Annotated in this window: 17 protein-coding genes; 4 read left to right on the top strand and 13 right to left on the bottom strand. The window is 38.7% G+C overall.

The features are described 5' to 3' along the window. Window positions 1-4 precede the first annotated feature (4 nt). From E4F24_RS02465 to surE, 6 genes are all read right to left on the bottom strand, one after another. Window positions 5-1,195 carry a M20 metallopeptidase family protein gene (locus E4F24_RS02465; protein ID WP_140937013.1) on the bottom strand — a complete coding sequence of 397 codons (1,191 nt, stop codon included), beginning with the start codon at window positions 1,193-1,195 and terminating at the stop codon, window positions 5-7. Window positions 1,196-1,207: 12 nt separating this feature from the next. Beyond that, complete coding sequence (locus E4F24_RS02460) at window positions 1,208-1,660, bottom strand: SPOR domain-containing protein (protein ID WP_140937012.1); 453 nt, start codon at window positions 1,658-1,660, stop codon at window positions 1,208-1,210. A gap of 13 nt (window positions 1,661-1,673) precedes the next feature. Further along, window positions 1,674-4,973, bottom strand: coding sequence for a preprotein translocase subunit SecA (gene secA, locus E4F24_RS02455; RefSeq protein WP_140937011.1), 3,300 nt, complete (start codon window positions 4,971-4,973; stop codon window positions 1,674-1,676). Window positions 4,974-5,187: 214 nt separating this feature from the next. Beyond that, window positions 5,188-6,054, bottom strand: coding sequence for a menaquinone biosynthesis family protein (locus tag E4F24_RS02450; RefSeq protein WP_140937010.1), 867 nt, complete (start codon window positions 6,052-6,054; stop codon window positions 5,188-5,190). Between the two features lie 4 nt (window positions 6,055-6,058). Then, the gene (locus E4F24_RS02445) at window positions 6,059-6,319 is read right to left on the bottom strand and encodes a hypothetical protein (protein WP_140937009.1); all 261 of its coding nucleotides are present in this window, start codon (window positions 6,317-6,319) and stop codon (window positions 6,059-6,061) included. A gap of 104 nt (window positions 6,320-6,423) precedes the next feature. Beyond that, window positions 6,424-7,203, bottom strand: coding sequence for a 5'/3'-nucleotidase SurE (surE, locus tag E4F24_RS02440; RefSeq protein ID WP_140937008.1), 780 nt, complete (start codon window positions 7,201-7,203; stop codon window positions 6,424-6,426). A gap of 262 nt (window positions 7,204-7,465) precedes the next feature. Between surE and kduI the strand changes: the two genes are divergently transcribed. Together kduI and E4F24_RS02430 are read left to right on the top strand one after the other, a co-directional pair. Then, the gene (gene kduI, locus E4F24_RS02435) at window positions 7,466-8,314 is read left to right on the top strand and encodes a 5-dehydro-4-deoxy-D-glucuronate isomerase (RefSeq protein WP_140937007.1); all 849 of its coding nucleotides are present in this window, start codon (window positions 7,466-7,468) and stop codon (window positions 8,312-8,314) included. A 20-nt stretch (window positions 8,315-8,334) separates the two neighbouring features. Beyond that, the gene (locus E4F24_RS02430; RefSeq protein ID WP_181182370.1) at window positions 8,335-9,099 is read left to right on the top strand and encodes an SDR family oxidoreductase; all 765 of its coding nucleotides are present in this window, start codon (window positions 8,335-8,337) and stop codon (window positions 9,097-9,099) included. A gap of 63 nt (window positions 9,100-9,162) precedes the next feature. On the opposite strand, the gene E4F24_RS02425 is transcribed toward E4F24_RS02430, so the two are convergent. The 7 genes from E4F24_RS02425 to dnaN all read right to left on the bottom strand — a co-directional run bounded on the left by E4F24_RS02425 (window position 9,163) and on the right by dnaN (window position 15,078). After that, window positions 9,163-10,443 carry a chloride channel protein gene (locus E4F24_RS02425; protein ID WP_140937005.1) on the bottom strand — a complete coding sequence of 427 codons (1,281 nt, stop codon included), beginning with the start codon at window positions 10,441-10,443 and terminating at the stop codon, window positions 9,163-9,165. 11 nt (window positions 10,444-10,454) lie between these two features. Continuing rightward, window positions 10,455-11,036, bottom strand: a complete 582-nt coding sequence (gene nadD / locus E4F24_RS02420; RefSeq protein ID WP_140937004.1) for a nicotinate (nicotinamide) nucleotide adenylyltransferase — start codon at window positions 11,034-11,036, stop codon at window positions 10,455-10,457. Further along, window positions 11,026-11,604 carry a guanylate kinase gene (gmk, locus tag E4F24_RS02415; protein WP_140937003.1) on the bottom strand — a complete coding sequence of 193 codons (579 nt, stop codon included), beginning with the start codon at window positions 11,602-11,604 and terminating at the stop codon, window positions 11,026-11,028. The genes nadD and gmk overlap by 11 nt, the downstream gene beginning before the upstream one ends. 2 nt (window positions 11,605-11,606) lie before the next feature. After that, window positions 11,607-12,482, bottom strand: a complete 876-nt coding sequence (locus tag E4F24_RS02410; RefSeq protein ID WP_140937002.1) for a YicC/YloC family endoribonuclease — start codon at window positions 12,480-12,482, stop codon at window positions 11,607-11,609. 53 nt (window positions 12,483-12,535) lie between these two features. Continuing rightward, window positions 12,536-13,114 (bottom strand): CAP domain-containing protein, encoded by a 579-nt coding sequence (locus tag E4F24_RS02405; protein WP_140937001.1) that lies wholly within the window; start codon window positions 13,112-13,114, stop codon window positions 12,536-12,538. A 168-nt stretch (window positions 13,115-13,282) separates the two neighbouring features. Then, a complete protein-coding gene (locus E4F24_RS02400) occupies window positions 13,283-13,942 on the bottom strand; it encodes a DedA family protein (RefSeq protein WP_140937000.1) in 660 nt (219 codons plus the stop codon). Window positions 13,943-13,953: 11 nt separating this feature from the next. Next, complete coding sequence (dnaN, locus tag E4F24_RS02395; protein ID WP_140936999.1) at window positions 13,954-15,078, bottom strand: DNA polymerase III subunit beta; 1,125 nt, start codon at window positions 15,076-15,078, stop codon at window positions 13,954-13,956. A 154-nt stretch (window positions 15,079-15,232) separates the two neighbouring features. On the opposite strand from dnaN, the gene E4F24_RS02390 reads away from it, so the two are divergent. Both E4F24_RS02390 and E4F24_RS02385 read left to right on the top strand, forming a co-directional pair. Further along, window positions 15,233-16,351: a DNA polymerase III subunit gene (locus E4F24_RS02390; protein WP_140936998.1), complete on the top strand. Its 1,119-nt coding sequence runs from the start codon at window positions 15,233-15,235 to the stop codon at window positions 16,349-16,351. A gap of 137 nt (window positions 16,352-16,488) precedes the next feature. Next, window positions 16,489-17,838: a PSP1 domain-containing protein gene (locus tag E4F24_RS02385; RefSeq protein WP_181182339.1), complete on the top strand. Its 1,350-nt coding sequence runs from the start codon at window positions 16,489-16,491 to the stop codon at window positions 17,836-17,838. Window positions 17,839-17,844 lie beyond the last annotated feature (6 nt).

The following is a 17,844-nucleotide window of genomic DNA, read 5'->3' as shown; positions in this document are numbered from 1 at the left end:
AATCTTACTGCTGTAACTGCTTGATTGCTATATAGGACATAAGACCTATACTCGTTTCCAATGCAGCTTCATCGATATCAAATGTAGGTGTATGGACAGCAGACGTAATTCCTTTCGCCACATTTCCAGTTCCCAAACGATAGAAACAAGCATTGGTTTCCTGTGAATAATATGCGAAATCTTCCGCTGCCGGCCATAGGTCCAACTCAATAACATTTTCATTTCCCAAAAACTCCTGAGCAAAGCCTCTGGATTGCGCTGTTAGCTCGGGTTCATTTATCAAAAATGGATAACCTTTTCGCACTTCTATCGAACAGCTCGCGCCCATGCTTTCTGCAATTCCTTCGGCCATCTTCGTAATTTTTTCATGTGCCTCGGCACGCCACATCTCGTCGAAAGTTCGGAATGTCCCTTCTAAATACACTTCGTCCGGAATAACATTTGTCGCACCGTTACCTACGATCTTACCCCAAGAGAGTACAGTCGGTATACGAGGGTCAGCACTACGGCTAACAACCTGCTGAAGAGCCGTAATAATTTGCGCTGTAATAGCAATGGGATCAATATTTTGATGAGGCTGTGCTCCGTGACCGCCTTTTCCCCGTACCGTCATGAAAAGTTCATCACAGGATGCCATATATTTCCCTGCTCGAAAACCAACCTTACCTGCTTCTATAAACGGCATTACATGTTGACCTATAACCGCTTGTGGTTCAGGATTTTTTAAGACACCTTCTTTAATCATGATAGAAGCTCCTCCGGGAAGACGCTCTTCTCCCGGCTGGAATATAAGCTTTATCGTACCGCCAAACGTAGATTTAAGACGATATAAAATCTTTGCCGCGCCTAATAAAGAAGAAGTGTGCACGTCATGCCCACAGGCATGCATCACACCCACCTGCTGCGAACCGTATTCTCTTCCTTCTACTTCTGTGATAGGCAACGCATCCATGTCAGCACGCAACGCAATAACACGGTCAGAAGGCAGTTCTCCGGTTATAATACCTACAACTCCCGTATTGGCCATAGACGTATAAGAGATTCCTATTTCATCCAGCGTTGCTTTTACAAAGGCAGCCGTATTAAACTCTTCAAACGAAAGTTCAGGATTTTTGTGGAGATGGCGTCTCGAGGCAACTGTTTCTGCAAACAGTTCTTGAGACAAAGATTTGATGGTATCCTTTAAATCGGACATGATATAGATTTTTTATTCCCAGACCCAAATGTCTTCAACAAAAACGAAAACATTACTGTATTGTGAACGTAAAACATGCATAAAGTTATTTGCTTCAGCTCTACTTTTGAAATCGCCGACTTTAACCCGATAATTGGGTTCGTCGTAATTAATATAGCTATCCACATCAGCATATTGACTTCTAAAACGACTCTGCACGTCGTAAGCCTCATTACGGCTTGCCCCAGAGAATATCTGAACCCTAAAGCCCTTACGTTTTACACGAGTTGCTGTCTTTTTGTCTATGGGTTTCGTACCTAGACTAATGGTACGTGTAGCTGTAGGGTTGATTTCATGTGCTGATCTATATTCTTGTAATAATGTAATTAACGAATCTTTTGCCACTTCTACGGTACCTCCCTGCGCCTTAGCTACAGTAGATATCACGACAAGTACAACACATAAAACCAAACCTCTTTTCAGCATCACTTTATATTTTTTAACCGTTTTTTCCGTGACAGTTCTTATACTTAAGACCTGAACCACACGGACATTCGTCATTACGCCCCACAGTTTGTTCCTTACGGATCGGTTGGGTAACTTGCGGTACGCGTGTATCCATATCCTCGTCACTTACACCTGTTGGCGAACTTAATTGCTCTTTAGTTGCGGTAACCTTAGCTTGTTGGACTCGGATAGGACGAGCCTCTTGTATATCTTGTTGTTGCTGACCCGGTATTTCTCCTTTGAACAGGAAACTAACAATATCCTTATTCATAGAAGCAAGCATGGATTTGAACAAATTGAAAGCCTCCATTTTATAAATGATAATTGGATCCTTCTGTTCATAAACTGCATTCTGTACAGATTGTTTCAAGTCATCCATTTCACGAAGATGCTCTTTCCAGGCTTCATCAATAAGCGCTAATACAATTCCTTTCTCAAACGATTTGAATACTTCTAATCCATTAGATTCAACCGCTTTTTTCAAATTTGTCGCAACTTGTATGCCACGAATTCCATCTGTAAACGGAACAACCACATTTTCTATCATATCACCTCGCTCTGCCATTACATTGGTGAGAACAGGCAACGTCTGCGTAGCTATATTTTTAGCTTTATTTTCGTAATGTGTAATTACTTGCGTAAAAAGCTTATCCGCTAACGTAGGAATGTTACTAGAAGTATATTCCTCCACAGAAATAGCAGGATCAATTGCAAACAAACGAATGACTTCTATTTGGAACTCTTCATAAGAACCTCCTTCTTTCGATTCCGTAACAATATCCTCCGTAACATCGTAAATTGTATTGTTCAAGTCGACATCAAGACGCTCACCGAACAAAGCATTTTTGCGCTTTGTATAAATTACGGTACGCTGTGAGTTCATGACATCATCGTACTCCAATAGACGTTTACGAATACCGAAGTTATTTTCCTCTACTTTACGTTGTGCTCTTTCGATAGATTTCGTCAACATACTATGTTGCATCACTTCACCTTCTTCGACTCCCATTTTCACCATGATGTTGGATATACGCTCAGAAGCGAATAGACGCATCAACGGATCTTCCAATGAAACGAAGAATTGAGAAGACCCCGGATCTCCTTGACGACCTGCGCGACCACGTAACTGACGGTCAACACGACGAGATTCATGACGTTCTGTACCAATGATGGCTAACCCGCCAGCATTAATTACTTCTTCTGTCAATTTAATATCCGTACCACGTCCGGCCATATTCGTTGCAATAGTTACCTGTCCTGGGTGTCCGGCCTCAGCTACGATATCCGCTTCTTTTTGATGAAGTTTTGCATTTAATACATTGTGTTTGATACCTCTCAACTTCAACATCCGACTTAATAATTCGGAAATCTCTACCGAAGTAGTACCCACTAATACTGGTCTCCCTTGCTCCGTAAGGAGTTGTATTTCTTGTGCGACGGCATTATATTTCTCACGCGCTGTACGATAAATAAAATCTTGTCTATCGTCACGTTGTGTTGGTCTATTTGTTGGTATTTCTACCACATCCAATTTATAGATTTCCCAAAGCTCTCCGGCCTCCGTAGAAGCCGTACCCGTCATACCCGCAAGCTTGTGGTACATACGGAAGTAATTCTGCAAGGTAATTGTAGCGTATGTCTGGGTAGCATCTTCTACCTTTACATTCTCCTTTGCTTCAATAGCTTGGTGCAATCCATCGGAGTAACGACGACCATCCATGATACGTCCCGTTTGCTCGTCTACAATTTTTACTTTTCCCTCATCTACAATATATTGATCATCAATTTCAAAAAGCGTATAAGCTTTCAACAATTGATTAATAGAATGAATACGTTCTGCCTTTACCGAATAATCTCTCAATAATTCTTCTTTACGGGAAGCTTTCTCTTCTAATGGAATATCGGCTTTTTCAATATCAGCGATTTCTGTACCTACATCGGGAAGGATGAAGAAACTGGTATCCTCACCTGAAGCTGTAATTAATTCAATCCCTTTTTCAGTAAGTTCTACTTGGTTATTTTTTTCGTCAATAACGAAAAACAGTTCTTTATCCGCCTTTGGCATGTGACGGTTTTGTTCTTGCATATAGTAGTTTTCTACCTTTTGAAGAACTTGACGGTTGGAACCTTCACTTAAGAATTTAATTAATGCTTTATTTTTAGGAAGACCGCGGTAAGCACGGAATAAAGCTAAACCACCTTTTTCAACATCGGTATCACCGGATGTAATCGCTTTCTTAGCCTCATTCAATACCGTATTGATATATGCTTTTTGCGCGTTCACCAACTTTTCGATACGTGGTTTCAATTGATGAAACTCATGCTGGTCGCCCATTGGGATAGGGCCCGAGATTATCAATGGGGTACGTGCATCATCGATCAATACAGAGTCAACCTCATCAATCATAGCAAAATGCAACTTACGCTGTACCATCGACTCAGGCGTCTGCGTCATATTGTCACGCAAATAATCAAACCCAAACTCATTATTGGTACCATAAACAATATCACATTTGTATGCGTTGCGACGTTGTGGTGAATTTGGTTGGTGTTTGTCAATACAATCCACGCTTAGCCCATGAAATTCAAACAAAGGACCATTCCACTCGGAGTCACGCTTTGCCAAGTAATCATTGACAGTTACAATATGTACACTTTGTCCTGACAACGCATTCAGATAGGTGGGCAAGGTCCCTACTAATGTCTTACCTTCACCAGTAGACATTTCCGCAATCTTTCCTTGATGTAAAACAATACCGCCTATAAGCTGTACATCATAATGTACCATGTTCCACGTAACTTCTGTTCCCGCAGCATTCCACGTATTGCTCCAAAGTGCTTTATCTCCTTGAATAGTTACATTCGGTTTACGGGCAGCCAAGTCTCTGTCAAAATCACTAGCTGTAACCTCGATAACTGTGTTTTCAGTCAAGCGACGTGCCGTATCTTTTACAACAGCAAAAGCTTCCGGAAGAAGCTCTAACAATATCTCTTCCAGCTTCTTATCTCTATCCTTAGTCAGCTTATCGACTTTTTCATAGATTTCTGTTTTTCCGGAGATATCAGATGTACTTTCATCCGCACTTTCTTTCAATGCTGCAATTTCAGTATCGATGTCTTTTAAATATTCTTGGATTCGGTTTTTAAATTCGGTGGTCTTTGCGCGCAGCTCATCATGCGTAAGGTCGGCCAGTTTAGTGTATTCTTCTTTGATCTTGGTAACTAACGGCTGGATAACCTTAATATCCCGCTCAGACTTACTACCAAAAAGTTTACTTAGAAATTTTAACATAATATTTTTTTATCTCAGTTCTAGTACTCAAAATTAAATCCAAAGTTTTTTTTGCGACAATTTGGCACTAATCGGGCAAATTTACTTATTAAGGATGATAACTTACACTATGATATCTATTTTTTTATCTTTTTTTTTCCAACAGTATTTGCCGCCAATAGTCTTCATGAAATTCTCGATAACTGTTGTTGTCCTGACAGATCATGAAGGCTTTTTATATCAGAAAAATATTCTTCTCGATTTGCGGAATAAGCCCCACAGTACGGGCCTTTTCGAATAATGTCGTCACAGCAGACCGACCATTCTCTCCTAAATGTATTGAGTATTTATTGACGTACAATTCAATATGTTTGTACATGACTGTTTCTTCCATTTCCTGTGCATGCGAACGAATGTATTCCAATCCGGATTTCGGATTGGCAAAAGCGTATTCCACACTTTCCTTAACAAGCTGATTGACCAACAATTTAACTTCAACAGGAAGCTCCCGTTTGATGACAATACCACCCAAAGGAATGGGATTATTCGTCGTTCTCTCCCAGAAATCACCCAAATCCACTACTTTAAAAAGCCCTTTGTCCTGATATGTGAATCTATTCTCATGAATAATCAATCCTAAATCGATCTCATTATCTAATAAAGCCTGTTCGATATCCGAAAATACCAGCTCGTGTTTATTCTGGAGGGCAGGGAAAGCTAATCCCAATAAAAAATTAGCAGTGGTGTACTTGCCCGGAATGCCAACCCGCAAATCCTGTAATGCTACCGGTAAATCATTTCCTGCGTATGCTTTTAACCTGTTCGCTAAATCCTCGCTTTTCGTAATCAATAACGGACCAACACCGAAACCCAAAGCGCTGCCTGCGTCCAGCAATTCGTATTGCTGAACTGCGTACGCAAAAGCATGATAACTGAGTTTTGTAATATCCAGCTCATTATTAAACGCTTTATCATTGAGGGTCTCTACATCATGGTACTTCACACAAAAGGTCAATCCTTTTGTATCTATTTTATGATGTATCAATGCATCAAAAATAAATGTATCGTTCGGACAGGGTGAAAAGCCCAATGTGAGTTCCATATTCTTAAATTTTTAATTTTGTTCCAAAGATAAGCAGTAATACACCAATAAAAGTGACCAATACGAGCCCCCGCCCGGTAGCATCATATCCTTTTTTAAACATAATCCGCGTTGCTATTAGATTGATACCTGCTGTTATGACATATAAAAAAATGGGTTTATCTGAAGATAGCATGATCTCAAGATCAGTATAAACAGTGAGCAAAAAAGCTATAAAAGGGGCTATAGCACCAATTAATATGCCTTGAATTAACGAATCTTTCATCTGTATAATTTTTTCTTAAACGGTGACGAGTCCCTGCCTACCGCAGGCAGGGATCAGATTATTCATTCCACAATGTGTTCCGAAAATCTTGATGGTTTCATATTTTATTTGACATCAAAACTCCAAGAATTCAGTTCCGGAATAGCATGATGTGCTGTCATATCAAATTGTGTAGGAACAATGGAAACATAACCGTTGCTTAGCGCATGTGCATCAGTATCCTCTCCTCTATCTAACAATTGAAATTTGCCGGTCATCCAAAAATATTCTCTGTTATACGGATCCAGACGTTCATCAAACTCCTCAAACCACTTGGCAGTTGCCTGTCGACATATTTTTATACCTTTTAACGCTTTGCTGATATGCGGAAAATTAACATTCAACAAAGTTGCCTTTTGTAAACCATTATCCAACACCTGTTGGGCAATAGCCCGTACATACGGTCGGCAATGGGAGAAATCAGCATGATGAGAAAAATCATCTAATGAAAATCCTATCGATGGAATATCTTCTATGGCACCCTCCACTGCGGCCGACATTGTTCCCGAATATAGCACATTAATGGAGTAGTTCAACCCGTGGTTGATCCCCGATACACATAAATCAGGCTTTTTACCTTTAAAAATTTTGTTTACAGCTAGCTTGACACAGTCTACCGGTGTACCGGAGCATTCATACATCTCCACGCCTTCATACAGATCAATTTTATCCAAACGGAGTGGCTTCCCGATCGTTATGGCATGTCCCATTCCCGATTGCGGACTATCCGGAGCAACCACCACGACATTGCCTATTTTTTGCATCTCTTCAAGCAGCACTTTAATACCCGGTGCCGTAATACCATCGTCATTGACGACCAAAATCATCGGTTTCTTTTTAGCCATAGTGCGAAGTTAGAAAGAAAAAAATTAAGAGATTGTAAAATCTCGGTATGGCTGATATTATATTTAAAGAGAAAAAGTTGATTTCCATCCCTGCGTGTAAATGTTTTTTAAAAAATAGATTTCTGCTATAAAAAATTCCAACAGGAAATGGAAAACAGAACCCGATAAACCAATTGCTTACATTGGTATGTAATCCAATTATATTGCATATCAACTTAATTTTATTTAAGTTTAGAATTTATTTCAAAATTTCAGCTAAACTATGAGTAACATTACGTTTGAGAGCCGATATGCCATTGGACCCAACGAAGCGAAATCCTTAGACACGAAAGGTCTTCGTGAAAATTTTTTAATCGATAAACTTTTCTTCGAAGATAAGGTCCACTTTGTATATACGCATTATGATCGCTATATGGCCGGAGGTGCACTTCCCGTCAATGGGAAACTAAAACTCGAAACGATCGAACCATTGTTAAAAGAACCTTACTTTTTAGCCCGCCGTGAACTAGGCATTATCAATGTCGGGGGAGATGGAAAAGTAGAAGTCGATGGGGAAACTTTTGAGGTGAACTACAAAGAAGCGTTATATATTGGAAAAGGAGCCAAAGAAATTTATTTCATCAGTAACGATTCGAGCAAACCTGCAAAGTTTTATTTAAACTCTACTCCGGCTCATCATAGCTACCCAACAAAGCGTGTAACCAAAGCCGAAGCGAATAAAATCGAATTAGGTGCGTTAGAAACAGCCAATCACCGTACAATTAATCAGATGTTATTGCATACTGTCATCCAGACGTGCCAATTGCAGATGGGAATGACCGAATTAAAACCGGGTTCTGTTTGGAACACCATGCCGGCTCATACACACGACCGCCGCATGGAAGTCTATTTCTACTTTGACGTGCCCGAAGGACAATCTGTTTCCCACTTTATGGGGCCTGTCAATGAGACCCGCCATATCTGGATGCAAAATGAACAAGCTGTAATTTCTCCACCGTGGTCTATCCATTCCGGTGCCGGAACAAGCAATTACACCTTCATTTGGGGTATGGCCGGAGAAAACATGGACTACGATGATATGGATAAAAGTGCTATTACTGATCTAAAATAATAATAAACCATATAATGTCTATATTAAATTCTTTTGATTTAACAGGAAAAGTTGCACTCGTATCGGGGTGTAAAAGAGGTATCGGTAAAGCTTTAGCAGAAGCTTTGGCAGAAGCTGGAGCAGATATTATAGGAGTATCTGCCACCCTAGAACTGGAAAATTCCAAGGTAGAGCAGTCGATCAAGGCTATCGGCCGAAACTTCTACGCCTACCAATGTGATTTTTCAAAACGCGAAGAGCTTTATACGTTTATTGAAAAAGTAAAAACGGAACATCCACAAATTGATATTCTATTCAATAATGCGGGAAACATCCTACGTATGCCTGTAGCAGAACATCCAGATGAATATTGGGATGAAATTATAGAAATCAACCAAAACGCCCAATTTATCTTAACCCGCGAAATAGGTAAAGATATGATTGCGCGTGGTTCAGGTAAAATTGTATTTACCGCCTCGCTATTGACTTTCCAGGGAGGAATTAATGTGCCTGGATACGCTGCCTCTAAGGGCGCTGTTGGCTCATTGGTAAAAGCATTTGCTAACGAATGGGCCTCAAAAGGCGTTAATGTAAATGCGATCGCTCCTGGTTATATCGCTACCGATAACACGGAAGCTCTTCGTGAAGATCCGGAACGCTCAGCATCAATCTTGGGTCGTATTCCCGCAGCACGTTGGGGAGAACCGGAAGATTTTAAAGGTCCGGCAGTATTCTTAGCTTCAAAAGCTTCTGATTATGTACACGGTACTATTCTCACTGTAGACGGGGGTTGGATGGGGCGTTAAAAACCCTATGATACAGAGGAAGGAATAACTTCCCCTGTATCATACCTCTCCAAAATAGAAACCTCATTTCAACAATATATTAGGCTTTCCCTCTTTATAAGTATATACGTTAAACGGATAAAGCCACTTGGCAAACATTTTGGCAACAAAGCAGCTCAGTATCAAAGGAACAAAGAGAATAAATCCTCCGGGGGCGATGCTACAAATGAGAAATAATGAGGTAAACGGCGCATGAATTGCTGCAGACAACGTAGCCGCAGCCCCAAATAACGCAAAGTTTATTAAAATCAACTCTGTACCAAAATACGTGTTACATAGTTGTGCAAAGAAAAGTCCCAAAAAAGCTCCGGAAACTATACTAGGGGCAAAGACACCCCCATCTCCACCAGCACCCAACGTAAGAGATGCCGCCAAAGGTTTCAGTATCACCATAAAAAGAAGAAGTAAGCCAAACGAAATATTAAATGTTTCATTCATAGCAACAGATATCGCATCTTTAAGACCATGATAGCTATCGCCGTACAAATAGGGTACAAAAAATAACATCGTACCCACAACTAATGCCCCCAGATTAACACGTATAAAATTACTTTTAATGTTTCCAAAGATACCTTTTATATAAATAACGATTTTGGTAAAGTAAAGTGCTAATGTACCTCCAAGCAAGCTTAAGACGAATACGTATGGAAGGGCGTCCCAGTTCCATCGATCTACTGGAAAAGGTAATAACATACCACTATCGAAAAAATAAACGAAAACACATGCTACTAAAACCGATGTAGTACAACTCACCATAACGGGCTTGCTTAGTTTTCTCGAAATTACCTCTATTGCAAATAGCCATCCGGCTATAGGACTAGCAAATAAAACTGCTACTCCAGCGGCAACTCCAGCACAGATCAATTCGTTCTTATAAGCAAAGGCAACCTTACCCTTCTTATGAACTACATTTCCCACTGTAGCTGTCGCAACGACAGTTGAAACCTCAATACCGGTAGAACCCCCGAAAATAACGGTGAGAAATCCATTGAAATAATGAGACGGTATTTTGAAAAGAGGCAAATCATCTTTTCGAGTCTCCAAGGTTCTATAAATCTCTTTAATACCCTTGTTTTGACGATTTTTAAAAGCGTATTTGCGCAAAAAATATATAATAGTAATACCAATAGAGGGTAAAATAATATATATTGCGGGATTAATCTGCCCAACTTTCTCAAGTATTCGATGCTGGTAATTTTCTGTAATATGTTTTAAGGAATCAGCCAGTAAAGAGGAGATTAAACCGATGAAAAGCGAAGCAAGAATCAGCTTAAAATAATTATATACGACTACTTTTGTTCTCATATTGAAAGGAATTATAAATACAACCCCTTTTTCTCTATAAAATCAATGACCTTATCCGGTGTATAAAATTTAATGTTTTTGGCGTCTTTTATCGATCTGCGCAAAAAAGTAGAGGACAATTCCATCACGGGCGTTTCCGTCATGATAACAGAAGGGTGATTTTTTAAATCACTTTCTAAATATCCCGGTCGGGGGTAAACTATTATTTTATAATCCCGCAGAATAATGTCGGCATTTTTCCATTTCGGAAGACCGATTAAATTGTCTTCTCCCATAATCAGGAAGAAATCTTTGGTTGGATATTTCTCCCCTAAATACATTAGGGTATCTATAGTATAAGAAGGTTGTGGTAATTTAAATTCGATATCCGAGGCCTTAAGGTTTTCCGTATCGGCAATGGCTAAGTTTACCATTTCCAATCGGTCGTACATATTTCCCAAACTTTTCTTTTCCTTGAACGGATTTTGGGGAGACACGACAAACCATACTTCATCCAGTTCTGTATGATTAGCCATATAATTTGCAATAATTAAATGACCTATATGAATGGGATTGAACGAGCCAAAGAATAAACCAATTTTTCTATTTACCATTATCCTCTAAAAAATCCAACACCAGTTTTTCAGCATCTTTACATGCTGTATCCAGGTCAAAGTTATTCAATATCACGTCAAATTTATCGGCGTAAGATAATTCCAGTTCTGCTTTCGCAAAACGTTCCTTCAGTTTCTCTTCCGAATCCGTACCGCGACCCGAAAGGCGCTCTTTCAAAACAGCCAAAGAGGGGGGATTGACAAAAATAGCTAACGCATCTTCCGGATATTTGGATTTGAGACGTAATCCGCCTATCACATCAATATCAAAAATAACATGCTTGCCCAAAGCCCATATACGCTCCAGCTCCGAGCGCAATGTACCATAAAAAGTACCCGCATACACTTCCTCAAATTCGATAAATTCGTGTTTCGCAATTTTATGCAGAAAATCGTCCTTTGAGATAAAATAGTAATCCTTTCCGTCCTCTTCTGTTCCCCGTGGAGCGCGCGTACTCGCAGAGATTGAAAACTCAAGCTTATCCCCGTATTTCCCTAAAATATGTCTTACTATCGTTGTTTTTCCAGCCCCTGATGGCGCAGAGAAAATTATTAATTTACCATTCATTACTATAATACATTTAGTAATTGTTCCTTAACCTTCTCCAGCTCCTCTTTCATCCGTACCACAATTTGCTGAATACCCGCATGATTCGCTTTAGATCCCAATGTATTGATTTCCCGACCCATTTCCTGAGAAATAAACCCTAGCTTTTTTCCGTTTGAATCCGTTGCATTCAAGGCTTCCAAGAAGTAATTACAGTGACTTTTCAAACGAACTTTCTCTTCGGTGATATCCAATTTATCAATATAGAAAATCAATTCCTGTTCGAAACGGTTTTTATCAATATGCTCTTTTCCAACGGCATCATCCATATACTGACTAATTCGCTCGCGGATCAAGGGAATACGATCCCCTTCTATCGACTCCACCTCCAATAAAAAAGATAAAATCATTTTAACCCGGCTTTCTAAATCCGATTTTAGTACTTTACCTTCGTCTAAACGAAAAGTGTTGAATTTTTCAATAGCCTGGTGAAAAGCTGCCATTAAAATTTTTCCCTCTTCTTCATCCACCACATCCTCATTATTCGTCACCACTTCGGGCATATTTAAAGCCAAATCAAACAAAGACGCTTGTTTATCTCCCACTTGGAAAGCGATTTCCTGAAGCTGTGTGTAATACTTTTTAAGCAGGTCGCCATTGATCGTAGAGGCTTTTGCTGTTTGATCAGTATATTCTGAAGAAATCATCACATTGACTTTACCCCGTTCAATAAGTTTACTACACTCACCGCGCAAAGTCAGTTCTTTATCTGAAACCGCCTTTGGAAGACGGATACCTAACTCCAAAAATTTAGAATTTAGAGATTTGATTTCTACGGTATATTTTACCTGCTCGTTTTCTTTCGAGCCAACACCATATCCTGTCATTGATTTTATCATACGCAAAGGTATGAAATATTCATGTCTCCGAAAACACCCGAAAAATTCCCCGGCTACCAATCATGTTTCGCGATCAAAACACATAGATAACTTGTATACCGTGAGCCAACAGGTACGCGCACAAAGCCAATACCGATATCGACAAGAGATCCGTTCCATCCGTCCATTCCCAAAACGTGCTTTCGGTGCATAAATCCGGGAGAATTTTTCCCAATAATAAACGCTTTTATTCCATCTGAAGCAGTAGGATGATTGGCAGCAATGGATTCAAAGTTATTTGCAGCTTTTTTCTTCAGCCAATCGTTATTCAGGGAATATCCAGCATTCGCGATATAATAGTTTGGTCCGAGTCCTTTGGGCGAAACATGATCAAAATAATTATGATTAGCCATATCGTAAGCCCTAAATTCGGCTACTTCGGCTAAAACATCATTCCATACTAATTTTGTGCTTGTTACTTTCGAAATATCAGATATTCCCAACGCTTTGGCATATTTCTTTGGATTCATTCGAATATCATTTAATAACACATAAGCCTCTTTAGCTTGAACCTTGTCGACAATGATATTCTTCTTTTGAGCACGACCTGTTGTAAAAAAGAAAAGAGAAATTAATAAAATAAGAATTCGCATGAAAAATATATTTCTATTACAGACTATCTACTGAGTATAACGTTTAAAACAGTATGGAACTCTGTCGAATGAATTCTATTGTGGGATATATGAATGTTGTACGGTGAAATTTAATACGCGTTTTTGATTATTTGGAGCAACTTATTTTTACACAAAAAAGGAAGCATATTAAGCTTCCTTTTTTGTGTAAAATTTTTCTTTAACGACTTCGAACAGAATCGGGAGTATAGAAAGAAAAATAATTATCAATACTACTTTCGAGAAGTTATCTCTTATAATAGGGATATTCCCTAAAAAGTATCCCGCCAATGTAATTCCAACAACCCAAAGAAGAGCTCCTATTACATTATAGGTAATAAATGTTCCATAGTTCATTTTTCCTATACCTCCAACAAAAGGAGCGAGGGTTCTTACAATCGGAACAAATCGTGCAATGACAATCGTTTTGCTACCATACTTCTCATAGAAGGAATGTGTTTTGGCAATCTGCTCATCTGTTACCATTTGCTTACCGAAAAGCTTGAACTTCGTAATCCGCATCCCAAAGTTCTTTCCTATAGCGTAGTTAAGAGAATCTCCGGTAATCGCCGCGATTAATAATAGGATTAACATAATCCATACATTAAGCTCATTAGGCTGGGCCGCCAGCATGCCGGCTGCAAACAACAAGGAATCTCCAGGTAAAAAAGGCATAACTACAACACCCGTTTCAACGAAAATTATTAAGAATAAAATCAGGTATGTCCAATACCGATAATCATTAACGATCTCCACAAGATGGTCATCAATATGGAGTATAAAATCTATTAGCGAATGAATGAATTCCAAAATCGAATGATTTAACCGATATTATTTAACATCACAGGCATCACCAACATCAGGATATCTTCATTATCTTGCTTTATAGCCGGCACCAATAATCCCGCTCTATTTGGCGTACTCATTTCCAATACAACTTCTTCACAATTTAAATTGTTTAACATCTCTACCAAGAATTTAGCATTGAAGCCAATTTCTAAATCTTCGCCTTCAAATTGACAGCTTAATCTTTCATGCGCTTCATTTGAGAAGTCCAGATCCTCTGCCGAAATATGTAACTCGCTGCCATTGATTTTCAATCTTACCTGATGTGTTGTCTTATTTGCAAAAATTACCACACGTCGAAGGGTATTTAAGAATAACAATCTGTCAACGGTAAGCTTATTGGGATTTACCTGAGGAATCACGGCTTCGTAATCCGGATATCGCTCATCTACCAATCGACAAATTAGATGAATACTTCCAAATTTAAAGAATGCGTTTGTATTGTTGTATTCAATAGATACTGTCACATCATCCGACGGAAGTGAAGACTTTAATAAAGCCAATGCTTTTTTTGGAAGGATAATAGAAGTTGGCTTTTCAGTACTAATATCTGTTCGACGGTACCTGACCAAACGATGTGCATCCGTAGCCACGAAAGTTATATGTTGATCTCCCAGTTGCACAAGTACTCCCGACATAGCAGGGCGCAATTCGTCATTACTTACTGCAAAAATCGTTTTGTTGATTGCTTCCGCCAATATAGGGGCTACAATGTTCACCGTGGTCACATTTTCTACGACAGGGATTTTAGGGAAATCATCAGCATTCTCACCACTTAATTTATATTTTCCGTCTCCGGCACTTATTTCGATAGCCAATGTGTTCGCGTCTACTGAAAATGCTACCGGCTGATCCGGAAGAGTTTTTAACGTATCTATCAAAATTTTAGAGGGCATAGCTACACGGCCTTCCTCTTTCGCTTCTATTGGCAGAGAAGTAACCATACTGGTTTGTAAGTCCGTAGCCGAAATAGTAAGCGTATTATCTTTGATTTCAAACAAAAAGTTTTCCAATATCGGCAGCACAGTACTGCTACTAGAAGCTCCGCTAATGGCTTGCAATTGCTTTAATAAAACTGATGTAGATACAATAAATCTCATTTCTGATTTGCTATTTTTTTATATGCAATAATACAGAAAAATTATCAAATCTTTACAATACCGATGAAAGGTTGTCGTATGATCGCGAATTGTGTTTTTTCTATCAGCGCTTCGTGAATACAAAGCATTTTATCTAAGTTTGTAACGAATAGCTATGCGGTTTAAAGAGATTATAGGACACGAAATCATTAAAGCACATTTACTCAACACGGTGAAAGAAAACCGGGTAAGTCATGCGCAATTATTTTTAGGGCCGGAAGGTTCTGGAAGTCTCGCCTTAGCGGTAGCCTATGCACAATATGTAAATTGCGAAGATAAAGGTGAGGATGACAGCTGTGGACAATGTCCCTCCTGTCGGAAATACGAAAAACTTATCCATCCGGATTTGCATTTTTCTTATCCGTTCTTTGCAAAAGGTAAAGATGAAACCGCAACGACCTATATTGAAAATTGGCGTAAATCGTTTATCGCAAACCCTTACATGGGCTTATCATTTTGGAGAGATCAACTCGATGCGGAAAATAAGCAAGCAAATATCAACATTGCAGAAGCGCACAGTATCATTAAAAAGCTAAGTCTTAAATCCTTTGAGGCGGAATACAAAGTATTAATTATGTGGTTGCCTGAATATTTAGACACGCAAGGGAATGCTTTATTGAAATTAATTGAAGAACCACCTGAAAAAACGCTGTTTTTACTCGTAGCAGAAAATCAGGATAAAATAATTAATACCATTATTTCGCGTACCCAACTGGTCAAGATCAATAAATTACAACACGATAAAATCAAAAACTTTCTTATTGAAAACAAAAATCTTGATCCTAAAAATGCCAATGAGATTGCATTTATTGCAGATGGAAATATCCAGGAAGCGTTAAATCTTACTCAACAGGAAAACGAAAATAAAACGTTCGATCTGTTCGTTTATTGGCTTCGCAATATTTATTCAGATGCCGGATCGGAAATTATTAACTTGTGCGATGAAAATCTTGCAAAATTAGGACGGGAAAACCAAAAAAGTTTCTTACTTTATGCCATTAATATGATGCGTCAAATTATATTGACGCAACAGGGTTTACACGATTTAGTGTTTTTGCAGCAAGAAGAATTGACTTTTGTAGAAAAATTTAGTGGAATTTATCAATTTGAACAATTAGAAGAAGCGATAGGGTTGCTTGAAAAAGCACATTATGCAATTGAAAGAAATGCAAATCCTAAAATATTATTTTTAGATTTATCTTTGCAATTAGTTTTATTGTTCAAACTTAGATAAATTTGCTTTTATAAAGCGATTATAGTTCGGTTGATTATAAAAGCAAATTTTCGGTTTCTCCTCTGCCTTTGAGAATTAATTGATAGAGGAAATATCAAACGTTCCCGAAGGGGGCTCAATATATATAAAATAAAAATATGGGATGTGGCAGTTGCTCATCCGGAGGTTGTGGAAGCAGTAGCAAATTAGGCTCTGTACCAGCAGGATGTCAGGATAATGGCTCATGTATGACCAGCGGATGTAATAAATTAGATGTATACGACTGGCTTTCCGACATGGATTTGCCTTCAAATTATAAACCATTTGATATCGTAGAGGTTCGTTTTAAAGGATCTCGTAAAGATTTTTTTGTCAATACAGACAATATCTACTTAGAAATGGGTGAAATGGTCGCTGTAGAACCTTCTACCGGAGGGTATGATATTGGACACATTTCTTTGACAGGTGAATTGGTAAGATTACAGCTCAAAAAAAACAACATTACATCGGATTCAGTAGTAAAAAAACTGTACCGAAAAGCCAATGAAGCAGATGTCGCTAAGTTCAATGCGGCAAAAGAACTGGAATGGGAAACCATGCACAAAGCACGTAAACTTGCTTTGGATTTAGGGCTTTCCATGAAAATTTCGGATGTAGATTATCAAGGAGACAAAACAAAAGCAACCTTTTATTATACAGCAGAAGGTCGCGTTGACTTTCGTGAGTTAATTAAAAGAATGGCCGAATCTTTTCGTATCCGTATTGAAATGCGACAAATTGGTATGCGCCAAGAAGCAAGTAGACTGGGAGGAATTGGATCCTGTGGAAGAGAATTATGTTGCTCTACCTGGCTTACCGATTTCAAAACGGTATCGACCTCAGCTGCACGTTACCAAAATTTATCTTTAAATACACTTAAATTAGCAGGACAATGCGGCAAGTTGAAATGTTGTTTAAATTATGAACTGGACAGCTATATGGATGCACTTAAAGATATTCCTAATGATGTAGATCGTTTGGAAACTTTAGCTGGGATGGCTTACCTACAAAAAACAGATATTTTCAAAAAAACAATGTGGTTTTCTTATCCAGGAGTGGAGAACTGGATTCCTTTATCGATTGATAAAGTAAAAGAATTTGCTGAAATGAATAAAGGCGGTGTAAAACCGGAAACTTTAGAATACACTCCCGAAAAGCAAGAAGTAAAAAAACCTGTTGTTTTGGATTATGAGAATGTGGTTGGACAAGACAGTCTTACTCGTCTAGATGAAAAGAATAGAAAAAAGAAAAAGAAGAAAAGTAAGCCAAAAAGTCCCGCTAACACAACTGCTGAAAAGAAAGAAAATTCACCTGTCGAAAAGAAACAGCTCCCTAAAAATCAAGCTCAAAAAAAACAAGCTGAAAAGAAAAGTGAGGGGGATACAGAAAATCAGTCAAGACCAAAAAGACGATTCAATAATCGCAATAGGAATAGAAACAACGATAAATCAAATAAAACTGGCGAGTAGTAAATC

Source organism: Sphingobacterium lumbrici (genome assembly GCF_006476045.1).
Lineage (GTDB): Bacteria > Bacteroidota > Bacteroidia > Sphingobacteriales > Sphingobacteriaceae > Sphingobacterium > Sphingobacterium lumbrici.
This window is presented reverse-complemented; position numbering and strand designations above follow the sequence as displayed.